The sequence below is a fragment of the Streptomyces sp. NPDC101110 genome (genome assembly GCF_044759525.1).
Taxonomy (GTDB): domain Bacteria; phylum Actinomycetota; class Actinomycetes; order Streptomycetales; family Streptomycetaceae; genus Streptomyces.
In genome coordinates this window covers 273,013-291,430 of the sequence record NZ_JBIVZM010000006.1, presented here as the reverse complement: position 1 = coordinate 291,430, position 18,418 = coordinate 273,013, and the positions used below count along the sequence as shown (strand labels likewise).

Annotated in this window: 13 protein-coding genes; 8 read left to right on the top strand and 5 right to left on the bottom strand. The window is 68.7% G+C overall.

The window, feature by feature from the left end; all coding sequences use genetic code 11:
• The first annotated feature begins 10 nt into the window (after positions 1–10).
• From ACIQU3_RS16535 to ACIQU3_RS16525, 3 genes are all read left to right on the top strand, one after another.
• Positions 11–6,565 carry an RHS repeat-associated core domain-containing protein gene (locus tag ACIQU3_RS16535; protein WP_403925648.1) on the top strand — a complete coding sequence of 2,185 codons (6,555 nt, stop codon included), beginning with the start codon at positions 11–13 and terminating at the stop codon, positions 6,563–6,565.
• The gene (locus ACIQU3_RS16530; protein ID WP_403733543.1) at positions 6,562–6,987 is read left to right on the top strand and encodes a hypothetical protein; all 426 of its coding nucleotides are present in this window, start codon (positions 6,562–6,564) and stop codon (positions 6,985–6,987) included. The genes ACIQU3_RS16535 and ACIQU3_RS16530 overlap by 4 nt, the downstream gene beginning before the upstream one ends.
• Before the next feature lie 177 nt (positions 6,988–7,164).
• Positions 7,165–7,674 (top strand): SUKH-4 family immunity protein, encoded by a 510-nt coding sequence (locus ACIQU3_RS16525; protein WP_403733545.1) that lies wholly within the window; start codon positions 7,165–7,167, stop codon positions 7,672–7,674.
• 122 nt (positions 7,675–7,796) lie between these two features.
• Here the strand turns inward: ACIQU3_RS16525 and ACIQU3_RS16520 are convergent, their stop codons facing one another.
• Both ACIQU3_RS16520 and ACIQU3_RS16515 read right to left on the bottom strand, forming a co-directional pair.
• Positions 7,797–8,549, bottom strand: coding sequence for a winged helix-turn-helix domain-containing protein (locus ACIQU3_RS16520; protein ID WP_403925645.1), 753 nt, complete (start codon positions 8,547–8,549; stop codon positions 7,797–7,799).
• A 360-nt stretch (positions 8,550–8,909) separates the two neighbouring features.
• Positions 8,910–9,167 carry a hypothetical protein gene (locus ACIQU3_RS16515; protein ID WP_403733551.1) on the bottom strand — a complete coding sequence of 86 codons (258 nt, stop codon included), beginning with the start codon at positions 9,165–9,167 and terminating at the stop codon, positions 8,910–8,912.
• 421 nt (positions 9,168–9,588) lie between these two features.
• Between ACIQU3_RS16515 and ACIQU3_RS16510 the strand changes: the two genes are divergently transcribed.
• From ACIQU3_RS16510 to ACIQU3_RS16495, 4 genes are all read left to right on the top strand, one after another.
• Entirely contained in the window at positions 9,589–11,502 is a 1,914-nt protein-coding gene (locus ACIQU3_RS16510) for a gamma-glutamyltransferase family protein (RefSeq protein ID WP_403925640.1), read from the top strand.
• Between the two features lie 144 nt (positions 11,503–11,646).
• Positions 11,647–12,492, top strand: coding sequence for an inositol monophosphatase family protein (locus ACIQU3_RS16505; RefSeq protein WP_403925633.1), 846 nt, complete (start codon positions 11,647–11,649; stop codon positions 12,490–12,492).
• Positions 12,493–12,671: 179 nt separating this feature from the next.
• Complete coding sequence (locus ACIQU3_RS16500; RefSeq protein ID WP_403925630.1) at positions 12,672–14,081, top strand: phytoene desaturase family protein; 1,410 nt, start codon at positions 12,672–12,674, stop codon at positions 14,079–14,081.
• Entirely contained in the window at positions 14,078–14,587 is a 510-nt protein-coding gene (locus ACIQU3_RS16495) for an O-acetyl-ADP-ribose deacetylase (protein WP_403733567.1), read from the top strand. Before ACIQU3_RS16500 ends, ACIQU3_RS16495 begins: the two co-directional genes overlap by 4 nt.
• A gap of 13 nt (positions 14,588–14,600) precedes the next feature.
• Here ACIQU3_RS16495 and ACIQU3_RS16490 read toward each other — a convergent pair whose 3' ends face one another.
• From ACIQU3_RS16490 to ACIQU3_RS16480, 3 genes are all read right to left on the bottom strand, one after another.
• On the bottom strand, positions 14,601–15,434 hold the full coding sequence (locus tag ACIQU3_RS16490; RefSeq protein WP_403733570.1) for a class II glutamine amidotransferase: 834 nt from the start codon (positions 15,432–15,434) through the stop codon (positions 14,601–14,603).
• Positions 15,435–15,686: 252 nt separating this feature from the next.
• Positions 15,687–17,096, bottom strand: coding sequence for a DUF2252 domain-containing protein (locus ACIQU3_RS16485; protein WP_403733573.1), 1,410 nt, complete (start codon positions 17,094–17,096; stop codon positions 15,687–15,689).
• Between the two features lie 3 nt (positions 17,097–17,099).
• Positions 17,100–17,678 carry a potassium channel family protein gene (locus ACIQU3_RS16480; protein ID WP_403925627.1) on the bottom strand — a complete coding sequence of 193 codons (579 nt, stop codon included), beginning with the start codon at positions 17,676–17,678 and terminating at the stop codon, positions 17,100–17,102.
• A gap of 313 nt (positions 17,679–17,991) precedes the next feature.
• Between ACIQU3_RS16480 and ACIQU3_RS16475 the strand changes: the two genes are divergently transcribed.
• Positions 17,992–18,408, top strand: coding sequence for a hypothetical protein (locus ACIQU3_RS16475; protein WP_403733581.1), 417 nt, complete (start codon positions 17,992–17,994; stop codon positions 18,406–18,408).
• Positions 18,409–18,418: the final 10 nt, after the last annotated feature.

Genomic DNA, 18,418 nt, shown 5'->3' with positions numbered 1-18,418 from the left:
AAGACACCACATGAACCCCCTCGGCATACCCGGCTCTGTCCCGGGCCGCAGGAGCGAGATCACCAGACGCTGGTCCCGCCGCCTGGCCGCAGCCACCGGACTGGCCATGCTTCCCGGCCTGCTCACACCCGTAGCATTCGGCGCCGACTCCGACCCCCTGGGCGCTCCCCGCCTGCAAAAGCCCCGCTCGGCCAAGGTCAGCCCGTTCACCGCGAAGATGAACATGAAGGCCTCCGCCACGGTGAAGAAGTCCGAGGAAGCGGACCAGTCAGCCATCGCCCGCGCACGCCGTGACCGGTCGAAAGGAACCACTTGGCCCAAGGCCGGCAAAGCGCAGGTGAACCTGCCGGCCAAGGGCACCGCGAAAGCCACCCCAGGGTCCCTGCCCATCACCCTGACTGCCCCGAGCAAGGGCCGGACGACTGGGCCCGTCTCGGTTGAGGTGCTTGGCCAAAAGGCGGCGGCGAAACTCGGCATCAAAGGCGTCGCCCTGAAACTTACGGGCCCGAAGAACGGCGGGAAGACGCGGCTGGGCCTGGACTACTCAGCCTTCGCCTCCGCCTACGGAGGCGACTGGGCCGGTCGCCTGCAACTGACGCGCCTGCCCGGCTGTTCGCTGACCGATCCGGCCACAGCGAAATGCCGCAAACGCCTCACACTCGATTCAACCAATGATCGCCTCAAGAAGCAGGTATCGGCGCCCGTCGACCTGCCGTCTTCCGGCACACCGATGATGCTGGCGCTGGCGGCCGGGACACAGTCCGGGGCCGGTGACTACAAGGCCACCCCGCTGTCGGTCTCCTCGACCTGGGAAGCGGGCGGCTCGTCGGGCACGTTCACTTGGTCCTACCCGTTGCGGGTACCGCCGGCCGCGGCAGGGCCCCAGCCCACGCTGTCCATCTCGTACGACTCCGGCGCTGTCGACGGACGCACCGCGAGCACCAACAACCAAGGCAGCCAGATCGGCGAGGGCTTCGACCTGACCTCGTCCTACATCGAGCGCAAGTACGGCTCCTGTGACGACGACGGCCAGGACGACAAGTTCGACCTGTGCTGGAAGTACGACAACGCCTCCCTCGTCCTCAACGGCCAGGCCACCGAACTGGTCAAGGACGACACCACCGGCAAATGGCGGCTGAAGAACGACGACGCCTCCAAAGTCACCCGCTCCACCGACGCCGACAACGGTGACGACAACGGCGAGTACTGGACGGTCATCACAGGCGACGGCACCAAGTACGTCTTCGGCCTGAACAAACTCGAGGGCGCCGGAACCGACGACCGCACCAAGTCGGTGTGGACCGTACCCGTCTTCGGCGACGACGAAGGCGAGCCCGGCTACGCAGACGGCACCACCTTCTCCGGCCGCGCCAAGACCCAGGCCTGGCGGTGGAACCTCGACTACGTCGAAGACACCCGCGCCAACGCCATGTCCTACTGGTACACAGCCGAACACAACAACTACGACAAGCTCGGCGACGACAACACCGGCACCGACTACGTCCGCGGCGGCTACCTCAAGGAGATCCGCTACGGCCAGCGCGTCGGCACCCTGTTCTCCGGCTCGCCCGCCGCCTCGAACAAGGTGGTTCTCGACTACGCGGAACGCTGCCTCGCCACCGGTACCGCTTGCGACTCGCTGACCGAGGACAAGCGGGACAACTGGCCGGACGTCCCGTTCGACGCGGTCTGCAAGAACGACGACAAGTGCACCGGCAATACCGGCCCGACGTTCTTCACCCGCAAGCGGCTCACTACCGTCACCACATACGCGTGGAATGCGGCGGCCACGACCCCCGCCTTCGATCCGGTGGACGTCTGGTCCCTGAAGCAGAACTACCTGGACCCAGGCGACACCGGTGATTCGACGGATCAGTCCCTGTGGCTGGACGAGATCAAGCACACCGGCAAGCGCGGAACCGACCTGTCGCTGGACCCCGTCAAGTTCACGCACGAGATGCGGGCCAACCGGGTCGACGGAACCGACGACATCCTGCCCCTGCACAAGCCACGTCTGAAGAGCGTCATCTCCGAGACCGGCGCGAAGACCATCGTCACCTACCTGGACGCCGACTGCGTCGCTGGCCAGACCATGCCCAAGGCCGACCGGAACACCAAGCGCTGCTACCCGGTGTACTGGTCTCCCAACGGCGAGAAGGACCCCATTCTCGACTGGTTCCAGAAGTACCCGGTGAGCTCGGTGCAGACCGTCGATGAGCGCGGCGGTTCGGAGGCGCTGGAGGACACCTACCAGTACAGCGGCGGCGGCGCCTGGCACTACAACGAGAACCCGCTCACCCCGGCCAAGGAGCGCACCTGGTCCATCTGGCGCGGCTTTGAAAAGGTCACCCACCTCGCCGGCATCTCGACGGGAACCCAGAGCAAAACCGTCACCCTGTACCTGCGCGGCATGCACGGCGACCGCGTCCTGGGACCGGACGGCAAGACGCCCGACCCAGACGCCCGCAAGACGGCAGAAGTCTCCGGCATCCAGGCCGCCAAGATCACCGACTCCGACCAGTACGCGGGCTTCACCCGCGAGACCGTCACCTACAACGGCACGGCCGAAGTCGCAGGCACGATCAACGATCCCTGGTCAAAGCGCACCGCAACCCAGCACAAGTCCTACGCGGACATCGAGGCGTACTACGTCCGCACCGGTGCCACCCATTCCCGCACCAACATCACCAGCAAGCTCGACCCCTACGACCGGGTGCGCACGGTAAAGACCACCTTCGACGACTACGGCATGGCCGCCACCGTCGAAGACCAGGGCGACACCGCCGCTTCCGGCGACGAGAAGTGCACCCGCACCTGGTACGCCCGCAACGACGCCAAGGGCATCAACTCCCTGGCATCGCGCACCCGGACCGTGGCCAAGACCTGCTCCACCGCTGACTCGGCTCTCGACCTGCCCGCGGACTCCAGCCGTCCCGGCGACGTCATCACCGACACCGCCACCGTCTACGACGACGCGACAGCCACCGCCTGGTCGGCCGCTCAGGCACCCACCAAGGGAGACGCGACCTGGACCGGACGGGCCAAGGGCTACGGCAGTGACGATGCGCCCGCCTGGCAGAAGGTGGCCACCTCAACCTTCGACACACTCGGCCGCCCGCTGATCGTCAAGAACGCCAACGGCCTGCAGATCTCCAAGACCACCTACACGCCGACCGCAGCAGGACCTCTGACCGCGACCGCTGTCGAAGACGCCAAGCTGTACAAGACGACCACCAACGTCGACTTCGCCACAGGCACGCCACAGAAGGTGACCGACCCCAACAACAAGGTCACAGAAACCGAGTACGACAGCCTCGGGCGCCTGACCAAAGTCTGGCTGCCCAACCGTCTCAAGGCACTGAACAAGACGCCGAACCACGTCTACGCCTACAGCGTCACCAGTTCCGCAATGTCCTGGGTATCCACCGGGACCTTGAAAGGCGACGGCTCCGGCTACAACACCAGCTACGCCTTCTACGACTCGCTGCTGCGCACCCGCCAGACCCAGTCACCGACCCCGCAGGGCGGCCGGCTCGTCTCGCTGAACCTCTACGACACCAGAGGCCTGACAGTCAGCCAGCAAACGGACATCTGGGACAGCACCTCAGCCCCCGCAGCTGCCCCGGTACAAACCTCCGCCGGCCAGGCCCCGATACAGACGGACACCACCTACGACGGCGCCGGCCGTCCGACCAAGGTGGTCACCAAGGCACACGGCGCTACACGCTGGACGACCACCACGTCCTACACAGGTGACACGGTCAGCACCAGCGCCCCCAACGGCGGCCAGGCCACCGCAGAAGTGACCAACGCTCTGGGCCAAACAACCGAACGCCGTGAATACGGCGGCCCGCAGCCGACGGGAACCGACTTCACCAAGACCGCACTCACCTACACCCCGGCAGGCCAGCAGGACACCATCACGGGCCCTGACCAGGCCAAGTGGTCCTACACCTACGACCTGTTCGGCCGGCAGGTCACGGCCACCGACCCGGACAAGGGCAAGAGCACCACCGAGTACAACACCCTCGACCAGGTCGTCAGCACCACACCGAACAGCGACACGAACAAGAAGCTGCTCTACGACTACGACGACCTCGGCCGCAAGACAGGCATGTGGCAGGTCGCCAAAACGGACGCCAACAAGCTTGCAGCCTGGACGTTCGACACCCTCGCCAAAGGCCAGCAGGACACCGCGGTCCGCTACGACGGCGGCCTGACCGGCAAGGAATACACAACGAAGGTCACCGCCTACAACAACCTCTACCAGGTCACAGGCAGCCAGCTGCTTCTGCCCGACGCTGAGCCTCTGGTGACGGCCGGTGTCCCGAAGACCTTGTCGTTCAGCACTGGCTTCAACCTGGACGGGACGACCAGCCAGTACGCCTCGCCCGCGATCGGCGGACTGCCTGCCGAGACCGTCTCTTACAAGTACGACTCGACCGGTCACCAGATCAGCTCAAACGGCACAACCGGCTACCTCCAAGGCGCGGCCTTCTCCCCCCAGGGCGACCTCAACCAACTCGCCCTCGGTATGGATCCCGCAGACTCATCGAAGAAGGCGTACCTCAACTGGGCCTATGAGTCGGGCACTCGCCGACTCACCGGGGCCTACGTCACCGATGACGTACACGGCTACATGCCGCAGGAGCTGAAATTCACCCAGGACGACGCCGGGAACGTCACGTCGATCTTCGATGGCACCACCCAGGGTGGAACGACCAAGGCGGACTTCCAGTGCTTCGCCTACGACGGCCACAGACGTATGACCGAAGCCTGGACACCCAAGACCGCAGACTGCGCGACCTCCGGCCGAGTGATGGCCAACATCGACGGCTCAGCCCCCTACTGGACCTCCTACACCTATAACCCGGCAGGGCAGCGCAAGACTGAGACCAAGCACACCTCTTCGGGTGACCAGACCACTACCTACACCTACGACGACACGGCGAAGGACACCAAGCCGCACACCCTGGACAAGACCACCGGTGCCCGGACCGGCAACTACTCCTACGACAGCGCCGGCAACACCACCTCTCGCCCCGGTCCGACCGCCCAGCAGACGCTGACCTGGAACCCCGAGGGTGAACTGAGCAAGCTCACCGAGAGCGTTAAAGAGAGCACCTACCTCTACGACGCATCCGGCGAACTGCTGATCCGCCGAGCAAAGGGCGATGGAGACACCGTCCTCTACCTGCCCGGCGTCAACGAGATCCGCCTTACAACCAAGGGCACGACGAAGACCCTCTCTGGAACGCGCTACTACACCGCCAACGGCAAGACCATCGCGGTGCGCACGGCGGTGTCGGGCGTCTCTGGTACGAAGCTGAGTTTCCTGGCCGCTGACCACCATGGCACGTCGAGCGTCGCCCTGGACGCAACCTCCTACGCGGTCACCAAGCGCTACAGCACACCCTTCGGTGACCTGCGGGGGACAAAGGCGAACCTATGGCCCGATGACAAGGCCTTCCTTGGCAAGCCAGCAGATACGTCCACGGGCCTCACTCACGTCGGCGCCCGCGAGTACGACCCATCGATCGGCCAGTTCATCAGCGTCGACCCGCTACTCACACTGGACCAGCACCAGTCTCTCAACGGATATGCCTACGCCAACCAGCATCCAGCCACGAGCAGCGACCCGACCGGTCTGTGCGATGACCCAGTTGGGAACGGACATTGTCGGCCCGGAAAGATCGGCAAAGATGCCGTAGACCCCGCCTACCCGCCCAACCTCACCCCGTCTTACGGCGGCAGTGGGCGCGGCGGCGGCTCAAGTGTCGGCTCTGCCGGCGGGACCGCCAGTGCTGGAAGTTCGGGCAGTTCGGGAAGTGGTGTCGCAGTTGCGGAGGGGCCTGGAGACTCCGGGGGCTGTTCATCTTGGGGATTCGCCGCCAGTTTCTGCTCTGGTGTCGGAGAAGTCTTCTATGGGGTGGTCAGCAATGTTCCCCACACGGCCGAATACTTCGGTTGGCCCTTTGACGGCGACTGCCGCAACGGTGGCGGTCCAGGATCACCTGGGTGTGACTATGGCTCACAGTTCGACAACTGGATAGCCGGCCACGGTTATGACATTTCCAGTGACGCCTACCAAGTTCCTAGCGCCGCCGCAGCAATCTTCGGCAGCGGCAGGAGCGGAGTCTTCGCTGCGAAACCCAAAACCAAGTCGGGCAAGCCTACCTACGGTGATCGGAAGGCAAGGGATCGTGCGGGTACGCTCACTGGCAAGACCACCACGAAAACGCACTGGGCGAGAGCAGAGGTGACACGCGACGGGCAACTGGTCGTCACCTATTCCCTGCGAAGTGGCAGCATGGTTCCCGGGGAGAATCAGCTTTCGAGCCACACCGAAGCTCGCGTCATCCGGATGTCCGGGGCCACCAGCATGGACATCAACGGCGATCCCTACGCAAAGCTGGCACCCATCAACCGGGGTGACACGGTTACCATTCACGGACTGAACCCGCCTTGCCCTCCCTGTCAAGGCAAGATGGAGAAGGCGGCGCAGGAAATGGGAGTGACCTTTGTGTACAAGAACAGCGGTAGGGAATGGAGTTGGAGTGGATGACTAGCCTTTCTCCCTATTGGGAAATCGCGACACTGGTGGTCGGGGAAGAAGTTCCCGGTGTGACCTTCGGCGTCTTCATCGGTGACGGAGAAGATGCGGCGGCGAATGGCTACTACTTCGACCTCCAGCGTTTTCTATCCGAGCACCCGGACGAGCAGAACGTACGGAATGGTACGGATACCTACTGCGTCATGAATGAGAGTGGCGGCGTTCACTATGGCGGCCTTAAGGGGGTGTCTCTGCTGCCTGGTCTTCTGACTCTAAGCTTTGACGATGAAGCCGTTGAGGTGCTGGGTCTCCCTTCCAATGTAATTCCGCTGGAAATTGCATCTACGATTGACCTTGCAGAATTGCGGGCTGGACTCCATCGCGTCCTTACGTATGGAAATCCGCAGAAATTCCCGCGACTGAATCTGGAATGATCGGCTTTCGGGGCGAGGGGATCGATCGGTATCTCCCTCGCCCCTGGTTGCCCTCCGATGCACCTGCAGCGCTTCTGAACTTGAATGCGTGATGTCGGGTCCAGACGCCCAGCGCGAGTCGTCTGTCTTGCGGGCCTGTGGGTGTTGCGGGGCAGTTCGCCGGGAGAGGATCCTCCCGTGAGTCAGCCCCTGCCGCAGTTGCCGAAGCCCGAGTTCCTCTTGATCCCCATCGAGGCGCCACCCGAGGTACCTACCCAGATCGCTGTCGATCTCGGGGAAACGAGCATCCCAGGCGGGTTGATCGGCTACGAGTACGGGCCGCTGAGCGAGCCGGTGCACTTCGAGGGGATCGGTGAGCGGGGGCTGGTCGCCATCGCGACGACTGGCCTGTTCGGACGTATCGCCGTCGACGCGGTCCGTGGTCACGTGGTGCAGATTCATGAGATCGAGTCAGCGACGACCAGTCACGTGAACAGGGACCTCGACTTCTTCAACCGGTGCGTCGCGGCCGTGATCGAACGCTTCCCATTCTATGCGGAGGGCGAAGAGGAGAGGTGTGAGGAGGTCGCGGAAGAGCTGCGCCATCTCGTCTCCGGCATCGACGAGACCGCTCTAGTGCACAACGGGTTTTGGGAGACCTTCTGCGACGACGTGGCGATCGGGGATTATGCGGACTGGCGGGCGTGATCTCGGACCGATTCCGATTTCGGCCAGCCGTCCAGGCTCAGGCCGGTGGCAGCGATGCAGCCATCGACGAGGTGAGGGCGGTACTGGACCCCCTTGAGCCGACGTTTAGGGCTCTGGTGATTTCACCGAGGTCGGCGGTGGCCAAGGTTGCCCAGGTCGCGGAAGTCCTGCCCAGCCGAAGCCCTTCGGCTCGTCCTTGCGGCCCCGATACTCGCGGATTGCATAGACGAGCCGGGACCGCCGACCCGGCTTGAAGCAGGCAATGCCCTCCATCGGCACCCGCCCGGAGCCCCGGCCCCGCAGCCGCACGACCGGGGTCTGACCGATCCGACCCCAGGTCCTGGCACGCGGCGGAGTCGTCGACTGCCCGGCCTCGTCCTCGAAGGCGATCCAGGCATCGCACTCCGATGCGATGCTCTTACCCGCGGCCAGACCTCCTTCTTCCACACCCCGACCGCATTGTCGTCCTGCTCAATGGCCCGCTTAACCGGCTGTTGCCATCTCCACCCGTGCCGCTTCAGCAACCTCCACGTGCCCTCAACGGTGTCGGAAACGTGGAACAGCCGACCGAGTAACGTCTTGATCCGTGTCAGTGTCCACCGTTGGTCCGCCCAGCCGTGGACCAACGGCCCACGCTCCAACTCCCGCTTCAGCCTGGCGATCTGCGTTTCGCTGAGCCGGGACCGTCCTGGAGAGCCCCGCGACAGGACCTCGGCCTCGCCGCGCTCGCGCCAGGCCCTGCACCATCGCTCCACCGACGGCTCGATCACCCGCAGAGCAGTGGCGACCGCGCGGTTCGTCTCCCCGCCCTCAAAGTGAATGACAGCCTGTAACCTGATCCGCTCCCGCGGCTCTCTCGGCGTCGGTCGGCCCACCACCCTGCGCGTATTGCACTCCCCAGGAGCTACCGGAGCCAGCAGGCCGCTGTCAGGCGAACCGTCCCGACACCACCCAATCAAGTTCAGTAGTGGACTTGCTTGGGTGATGTCGGGAGTCTTGCCCGAAATGCATCCCAGGCGGGTTGATCGGATGCGAGTACCGGCCGCTGAGCCAGCCGGTGCACTTCGGGGGATCGATGAGCAGGGGCTGTTCGTCGTCCCCAAGACCCGCTACGGACGGATCGGAACCTTCGACGAAGCCCGCATCCCGAAGCTGGGCGTGTGACCGTCGTTGGCGACTAACGACCTCGTGCACGGTAGGCGGTGAGACGTCGCGACCTTCGGTACGGCCCGGATTTACGTCTGCCGTGGCGGCTTCAGGTCCACGGTCTGCTGGTGGGACAGCAAACCGGTGGCCGGGCGGCGAACCTGGATCTCGGTGCCGTCGACGATGCCGGTCGTTCCGCTCGAGCCGAGATGGTCGACGACCTCGGCCAGAGACTGCAGCCGCACGTCAAGGCTGATGGTGCATCCTTGCTCGGCGGGCAGGGGCCGCACCTCACCGACGGCCCGGGTGATGGTGGAGCGGTCCACCCCGAACCAGCAGGCCAGCACGTCATGGTGACCCGGTGACGAGCGAAGATCATTGCGGGACAGGTCTTAGGCTGATCACACCCAGGCAGGGTGACTGGATCGGCCGCCTGGTTGACGGTCAAGGTACGAGATCCTGGGTAACTTGGCGTCCGAGCTCCTCCGCCTGCGGTACCGGGTTCGACGTGTCCGCGTAACGGAGCGGCAGCGTGCAAGAGGAGATCTTGGTGCCCACCAAGGCACCCATTTCGCCAGGTGAGACGGGTTGCCGCTGATCCGCTGTGCACGTTACTCCGTGAGCGCAGCAGTTTCGGGCCTCAATAGCCAGCCAGGAAAGAGGGGGTAATGGGTCTACCTGGAGGAGATGGCCTCGCGTTCATTATCCCCAGATTCTCCCCACGGGCCAATCTTGGCCGAACGACACACGTAAACACCGAGGTCAGGTATGCAATTCACGACCCGCCCCACCCTGAGGGGCACCTTCGGCATGGTGTCCTCCACCCACTGGCTCGCCTCGCAGTCGGCGATGGCCGTCCTGGAGAGCGGCGGCAACGCCTACGACGCCGCCGTCGCGGGCGCCTTCGTGCTGCACGTCGTCGAGCCGCACCTCAACGGCCCGGCCGGCGAGGTGCCGATCCTGCTGGCCCCCGCCGGCGGCGAGGTACGGGTGCTGTGCGGGCAGGGCGTCGCACCGGCGGGCGCGACCGTCGCCCACTACGCGGGCCTCGGCCTGGACCTCGTCCCCGGCACCGGCCCGCTGGCCGCCGCCGTACCGGGCGCGTTCGACGCCTGGATGCTGTTGCTGCGCGACCACGGCACCAAGTCCCTGGACGACGTCCTCGCGTACGCCATCGGCTACGCCGAGCACGGGCACGCGCCCGTGGAGCGGGTCGGCGAGACCGTCGAGACCGTGCGCGAGCTGTTCGAGACGGAGTGGACCTCGTCGGCCGATGTCTACCTGCCCGGCGGCAAGGCGCCGCGCCCCGGCGAACTCTTCGCCAACCCGGCGCTCGCCGCCACCTGGAAGCGCCTGCTCGCCGAGACCGCCGGGGTGGGGGACAGGGAGGCGCGGATCGACGCCGCGCGGGAGGCGTGGCGCACCGGGTTCATCGCCGAGGCCCTCGTCCGCCAGGCCGCACGCCCCACGAAGGACACCAGCGGCGAACGCCACATCGGCACCCTCACGGCCGCCGACCTCGCCGCATGGTCCGCGACCTACGAGCCGGCGGCGACGCACGACTGGAACGGCTGGACCGTGTGCAAGCCGGGCCCCTGGAGCCAGGGCCCGGTGCTGCTCCAGCAACTCGCCCTGCTCCCGCCCGAACCGCCCCCGTACGGCTCGGCCGACTACGTCCACCTCCTGGTGGAGAACTGCAAGCTCGCCATGGCCGACCGGGAGGCCTGGTACGGGGACGCCGCCGACGTGCCGCTGGACGACCTGCTGTCCGGCGCGTACAACACCGCCCGCCGCGCCCTCGTCGGCGAGCGGGCCGAGAACGGTCTGCGGCCCGGCAGCCCCGGCGGACGCACCCCGCGGCTGTGCGCGCACGCGCGCGTGGCGGCCGCCGCACCGGAAGGCTCCGAGGCCCCGGGCGTCGGCGAACCGACCGTCGCCAGGAGCCCGGCGTTCCCCCTCCCTGGCGAACCGACCGTCACCGAGAGCCCGGTTTCCCCCGTGCCCGGCGAACCGACCGTCGCCGAGAGCCCGGTTTCCCCCGTGCCCGGTGAACCGGAGATCCTCGCCGACGGCACCACCCGCGGGGACACCTGCCACATCGACGTCGTCGACTGCTGGGGCAACATGATCTCGGCCACGCCCAGCGGCGGGTGGCTCCAGTCCAACCCGGTCGTGCCCGAACTCGGCTTCCCGCTCGGCACCCGGCTCCAGATGACCTGGCTGGAGGAGGGGTTGCCGAACTCCCTCACGCCCGGCCGACGCCCCCGCACCACCCTGACACCCTCGATCGCCCTGCGTGACGGCATGCCCGTCATGGCGTTCGGCACGCCCGGCGGGGACCAGCAGGACCAGTGGCAGCTGTACTTCCTCCTCGCGGTCGCCCTGCGCGGCCCCGTACGCGGCGGCCTCGACCTCCAGGGCGCGATCGACGCCCCGAACTGGCACAACGACAGCTTCCCCGGCTCCTTCTACCCGCGCGGCAGGCGCCCGGGCAGTGTGACCGTGGAGGCCCGCACCGACCCGTCCGTCGTCGCCGAACTGCGGCGTCGCGGCCATGACGTGACCGTGGGCGGTCCCTGGTCGGAGGGCCGGCTGTGCGTGGTCGCGCGGGACCCGGGAACGGGCGTGCTGTCGGCGGCGGCGAACCCGCGCGGGATGCAGGGGTACGCGGTGGGCCGGTGAGCCGGCGGTGACCGGTCGGCAGGCGCGTGGGCTGCGCGCGGCGCCGTCCGGCCGTGCCCGGGCGCGCCCGGCTGTTCACCGCGATGCCACCCGGAGTGCACCCGGCGGGCGGGTCCTGTCAGTGGCGCGTGGTGTCATGGAGGGGTGATCGACAGCAACGAAACCATCGAAGAGTTTCTCGCACAGCACTCCTCCGACGTCGAAGAGGCGGTCCGCAAGGCGGCCGCCGCCGAGATCCTGCCGCGCTGGCGCCGGCTCGCCGCGCACGAGGTCGACCAGAAGAGCGGCCCGCACGACCTGGTGACCGACGCCGACCGCAAGGCCGAGCTGTACCTCACCGAGGCCCTGGCAGCCCTGCTGCCCGGCTCGGTCGTGGTCGGCGAGGAGGCGGTGCACGCCCGCCCCGCGACGTACGAGGCGGTACGCGGCGACGCCCCGGTCTGGATCGTCGACCCGGTCGACGGGACACGCCAGTTCGTGCGCGGCGAGGCGGGGTTCTGCACCCTGGTCGCGCTCGCCCACCGCGGCACCGTGCTCGCGTCCTGGACGTACGCGCCCGCCCGCGACCGGTTCGCCACCGCCCGGCGCGGCAAGGGCGCCCACCTCGACGGGGAGCGGCTGTTCGCCGGAGTGCCGGAGCCCGGCCGGGACCTGCGCGTGGCCACCTCCCACCCCGACTACACCACGGACGAGCAGAAGGACGCCCTGCTCGGCCTGCGCGCCGACGGCGTGGCACCGCGCCCGTGCGGTTCGGCCGGGCTGGATTACCTCGCCATCGCCCGCGGCGAGTTGGACGCGGTGGCGTTCAGCTGGGAAGCGGCCTGGGACCACGCGGCCGGTCTGCTCCTGGTCGAGGAGGCGGGCGGCGCCCACCTCACCCTCGCGGGCGAGCCGTTCCGCATCGCGGGCGGCAACACCCTGCCCTTCACCGCCGCCCGCGACGCGGCCACCGCCCGCAGGGTGGTGGGCCTGCTGTCGGGCGGGTCCTGAGCACGGATCAGTCGCGTGCCGCACACGGCCGGCCACCCGGCGTGTGTGCACGGCGGTGCCAGCCGTCCCGAAGCGGCCTTCCTCGGCGGAAATCACCCGCGGCCGGTGACTGTCAGTCTCCGGGCATATCCTGATCCCCAGTGGCCGTCGGCTGACGAAGGGGTCCGAAGGTGCCGTCGATGCTCGATGCCGTCGTAGTGGGTGCGGGACCGAACGGACTGACCGCGGCCGTGGAGCTGGCCCGTCGCGGTTTCTCCGTCGCCGTCTTCGAGGCCCGGAGCACCGTGGGCGGCGGGGCCCGCACCGAGGAGCTCACCCTCCCCGGCTTCCGGCACGACCCGTGCTCAGCGGCCCACCCGCTCGCCGTCAACTCACCGGCGTTCCGCGCCCTGCCGCTCGAGCGGTACGGCCTGGAGTGGCTGCACGCCGAGCTGCCCATGGCGCATCCCTTCCCGGACGGCTCGGCGGCCGTCCTGGCCCGGACGGTCGGTGAGACGGCCGCCTCCTTCGGTCCGCGCGACGCCGGTGCCTACCGCAGGCTCATCGAGCCCTTCCTGCCCAAGTGGGACACCCTCGCCCGGGACTTCATGTCACTGCCGCTGACCGCGCTGCCGCGCGACCCGGTGACCCTCGCCCGCTTCGGCCTGACCGGACTGCCCCCGTCGACGCTGCTGATGCGCCGCTTCCGCGACGAGCCGGCCAAGGCCCTGTTCTCCGGGCTCGTCGCCCACGTCATGGCACCGCTCGGCGGCTTCGCCACCGGCGCCGTCGGCCTGGTCTTCGCCCTCGCGGCACACGCCCGCGGCTGGCCCCTCGCCCGCGGCGGCTCCCAGTCCCTCTCCGACGCCCTCGCCGCCTATCTGCGGGACCTCGGCGGCAGCGTCCACACCGACTACGAGGTCAAGCGCCTCGACGACCTGCCGCCGGCCCGTGCGTACGTCTTCGACACCTCACCCACCGCCCTGGCCCGCATCGCCGGCTTCGGCAACCACTACGCCGGATACCGCTACGGGCCGGGCGTCTTCAAGATCGACTACGCGCTGGACGGCCCGGTGCCCTGGACCGCGAAGGAGGCCCGTGCCGCCGGCACGGTGCAGGTCGGCGCGAGCAGCGCGGAGATCGGCACGGCCCTGCGCGCCGCCTCCCGCGAGGGCCGGGCCCCCGACAAGCCGTTCCTGATCACGGTCCAGCCGAGCGTCGTCGACCCCACCCGCGCTCCGGAGGGAAAGCACGTCTTCTGGGCCTACGGGCACGTCCCGCACGGCTGGACCGGTGATCTCACCGACACCATCGAGCGCCAACTGGAGCGTTTCGCCCCGGGGTTCCGCGACCGCGTCCTGGCCCGGGCCACGGCGGGCCCGCCCGAACTCGCCGCCCGCAACGCCAACTACATCGGCGGGGACATCGCCTCCGGCGCGGCCTCCGGCCTCCAGCTCCTGTTGCGCCCGAGGCCCACACTGTTCCCGTACCGCACCCCGCACCCGGCGGTCTTCATCTGCTCGTCGGCGACCCCGCCGGGCCCCGGGGTGCACGGCATGTCGGGACACAACGCGGCGAAGGCCGTCTGGAAGCGGCTGAGGCGGATATGACGGCCATCGAACTGGTCCGGGGCGACATCACCCGCGAGAGCGTCGACGTGATCGTCAACGCGGCCAACTCCTCCCTGCTGGGCGGGGGAGGGGTCGACGGAGCGATCCACCGCCGCGGCGGACCCGCGATCCTGGAGGACTGCCGCAGGCTGCGCGCGGGCCACCTCGGCAAGGGCCTGCCCACCGGCCGCGCGGTCGCCACCACCGCCGGTGAGCTGGACGCCCGCTGGGTCGTCCACACCGTCGGCCCGGTGTTCAGCACGAGCGAGGACCGCTCCGCTCTGCTCGCCTCCTGCTACCGCGAGTCGCTCCGTGTGGCCGGTGAACTGGGCGCCCGTACCGTGGCGTTCCCCGCGATCTCCACCGGCGTCTACGGCTGGCCGATGGACGACGGCGCCCGCATCGCGGTCGAGACCGTACGGGCGGCGGAGACCACGGTCGAGGAAGTCAGATTCGTCCTCTTCGACGAGCGGGCGTACGAGGCGTTCGCCGCGTGGCTGCGCTGAGCCCCGGCAGGGTTCAGACGGGCTCCGGCTCGAAGTGCTTCAGCAGGTCCCGGCCGGGCTGCACGACGCCGTAGGTGCTCTCCGGCACGGCGTTCCACACGCCCGGCAGGTCGCCCAGGGGCTCCGACACGACCAGCCGGGTCTCGTCGGAGACATGGTTCAGGAACCCGAGGTCGGGGTGGAGGGCACGCACGTCCTCCACCCGGCTGCTGTAGTACAGCGACCGTGACTTGCCCGCGCTGGAGTAGCGGAAGAACCACACCCGCTCCCCGTCGGTCACCGCGACCGTCATCTGCAGCGGCTGCGGCACCCCGTGCTCGCGGCCCAGCCGCTCGATCAGCCCCGTCATCCGGGCCACCGCACCCGGTGGATCGCCGTCCAGCCCGAGGGTGAGCGCCACGTGGAACATCACCTCGGAGTCCGTCGTGCCCTCCATCGACGGGAACAGCCCCGGGTCCACGGCCAGCATGAGGTCCCGGCGCAGTTCGCGGAAGCCGTCGATCGCCCCGTTGTGCATCCACATCCACCGCCCGTGGCGGAACGGATGGCAGTTCGTCTGCTGCACGGCCGACCCGGTGGAGGCACGCACATGGGCGAAGAACAGCGGCGAGCGCACATGGTCGGCGATCTCCCTCAGGTTGCGGTTGCTCCAGGCCGGTCCGGTGTCGCGGATGACCGCGGGGGTGCGCAGGTGCCACGCGTACCAGCCGACGCCGAAGCCGTCGCCGTTGGTGGTCTCGACGCCCATCCGCGCGTGCAGGCTCTGGTCGATCAGCGAGTGCTGCGGCCGGTAGAGGACGTCGTCGAGCAGTACGGGAGTGCCCGAGTAGGCGAGCCAGCGGCACATGGCCGTACCCCTGTTCCGAGCCGCCCGGGCCGGGCCCGCGGCTCCGTAGTGGTGTGCGTGAAACTCAGGGAACCCCGGGGAACGCCGAGGCCGCATCGCCCGCGGCGGGTGAGAGAGTGCCGCTGTGTCCGGGGCAGGCACCGGGACGTGTCCCGGTCCGCACCTGCGCGCACCGGTCCGGGTCCGGCAGTCGCGGTGCGCCGTCGTGGAGCCGTCCTGGGCTCCACCCTCGTGTCCCGCCGGGGCCGGTCGTCACTCCGCCGCCGCCTGCACGCGGCCCGAGCGGACCGCGGCGCCCAGCGCTTCGAAGTCCCGCTCGTTCCGGTCGGCGTACGCCTGGGCGAACACGGTGAGGGCCCGGTCGAAGCGGTCGCCACCGCCCAGATAGGCCGCGATGGCGATGGGGTCGCCGGAGCGGGCGTGGGCCCGTGCCAGGCTCGCCCCGCACAGCCGCCCGAACAGCCGCAGTAGATCGGGATCCATGGTCTCCGGCCGGGCGATGCCCTTCCAGTCCCGCAGTTGCCGCACGTAGAAGTCCCGCTCCTGCCCGTCGAGGCCCACCGCGTGCGTCCAGCCCAGCAGGATGTCGCTGGTCGTCTGGATCAGGCGCTGTCCCGCCACCACGCGCCGTCCCTGGTTGTCGTAGCGGTCGCCGCCGCTGTGCGCCGCGAGCACCGACTCCTGCGCCTCCTTGGCCTGGAGCAGCAGCGGATCGTCGTCGTCCCGGCCGAGCAGCAGCACGATCCAGCAGCGGGTGCCGACACTGCCGACCCCGACCACCTTGCGGGCGATGTCGACCAGGCGGTAGCGGCGCAGCAGGTGCCGGCGCTCGGACGACAGGCTCCTGGCGTAGCCCTCCAGGACCGCCATCAGCTCCTTCTCCCGCCCGTGCCCCGAGGAGTCGTCCACCAGGTCCCGCAACGGGGTGATCAGCGGCGGGTCCGGCGTGATCCGCCGCCCTTGTGCCGTGTCCCGGGTGAGCTTCTCGTAGGCCTGCATGTGGGTGCGGGTCCGGGCGCTGGCCGTGGCCTTCGCGGTGCGGCGCCGGGCTTCCTTGGACAGCGACGCGGCCATCAGCTCCCGCATGTGGTCGGCGTCGTCCTGGGCGTACCAGATGTCCAGGTTGCGCATTCCGGCGAAGTCCCGCATCCGCCGCCGGTAGGCCCGCACACACGTCTCGACCGCGCTGTTCTGCTCGGCCGTCCCGAAGCCGTTGGCGCGGCCCGCGATGACGAAGCTGGCGGCGAGCCGCTTGACGTCCCACTCGAACGGTCCGGCCAGCGTCTCGTCGAAGTCGTTGATGTCGAAGACGAGATGGCGCTCGGGCGACGCCAGCAGCCGGAAGTTCAGCAGGTGGGCGTCCCCGCACAGTTGCACCCGCAGCCCGGTGTCCGTGCCGGACCCCAGGTCCGCCGCCATGATCGCCGCCGCGCCGCGGTAGAAGCGGAACGGGGACTCCAGCATGCGGGCGTAGCGGATCGGCACCAACTCCGTTACACGGGTGGCCGACTGGCGCTCCAGCACATCGACCGGGTCGAACCGGTCCGGCCCCGCCTCGAACCCGGCATGGGACGACCGCGGTACCCGCCGCCGCGCCTCCCGGCCCGCGGTTGCCCGCTCGGCCGGGGACATGAAGGTCGTGAAGGGGCTCGGTACGGTCATCGTTCAGTCCTTCCGCCGCGTGGGGAAGTCGTCCGAGGGCTCCCGGCCCTGCCGGCGCAGTCCCTCCTGCACGGCGCCGGCGAGGATGCGTGCCGCCACGCCCACCAGCATCAGGCCGCCCACCATCTGAATCATCGTCAGCACCCGTCCGGTCTGGGAGCGGGCTGTGATGTCGCCGTATCCGACTGTGGTGAACGTCGTGAGCGTGAAGTACAAGGAGTCCGTCTTGGTCAGCGGCTCGCTGAACGAGCCCGGGGTGGTGTGCTCCAGCAGGTAATAGGAGCCCGCGAAAAGCAGCAGGAAGAGCGCCAGCGTGGTGGCCAGGGTCTCGACGGCCTTCAGCCTGGGGTGGGGCGAGGACATGATGGCCCGCACCTGCCACCAGAACACCACGACCACCAGCAGCAGACCGCAGGCCAGCAGCACGGAGTCGCCGGTCGTGCCACGTCCGTCCAGGGGGAGCAGGTAGTAGACCGTGACGAGTCCGGCCGCGACGAGCACGGCCCGTGCGAGGGCCGAGACCGCCGCACGCCGCCGCTGCCCCGGCCGGCGCCGGTGCGGCTGCTCCACTGGATCGTCCATCGCGTGACTCTCGGTCTCGGTCCTGCCTCCGGCACCGGGGCGCCCCGCGAGGCCTGTCCCACCACCTCAGCGCCCCGGCGCCGCACAGGGATCACCCGCCACGGGTGAGGCGACCCGGACGGGCCCCGGGCAGGCTGGGGTCGAAAGGGGGGCGGCTGCCCGGTGCACCCGGACGGCCGACCGCGATCGGCGCCCCTTCCCCGAGGGCGGGAGGGACCTGCGAAAACGGCACCGGGGCGGCGGGCTCTCCGTCCCCGGTATCCCCGACCTCCGGTCGCTGACCGCGCCGGACCCGGCAGAATCGAGGAGCAGGATGACCGCCACACACCCCCCGCACGGGCGCACGACGGCGAAGCACGGCTGGGCCACCGGCATGACGGCCTTCGCGGCGATCATGCTCATGATCGCCGGGATCCTCGCCGTGATGCGTGGCATCGCGGCCATCGCCGAGGACGAGGTCTTCGTTTCGACCCGCAACTACATCTTCGAGTTCGACCTCACCGGCTGGGGCTGGACCCACCTCGCCCTGGGCGTGGCCGCCGTGCTGGTCAGCATGGGCCTGTTCCAGGAGGCAGGCTGGGCGCGCGTCATCGGCGTGGGCATCGCCGCGCTCGTCATCATCGCCAACTTCCTGTCCCTGCCGGCCTACCCGGTCTGGTCCGTGATCATGATCGCGATGTCCGCGTTCGTCATCTGGGCCCTGTGCACGCCACGCAGGAGGGACGCCTGAGCCCCTCGCG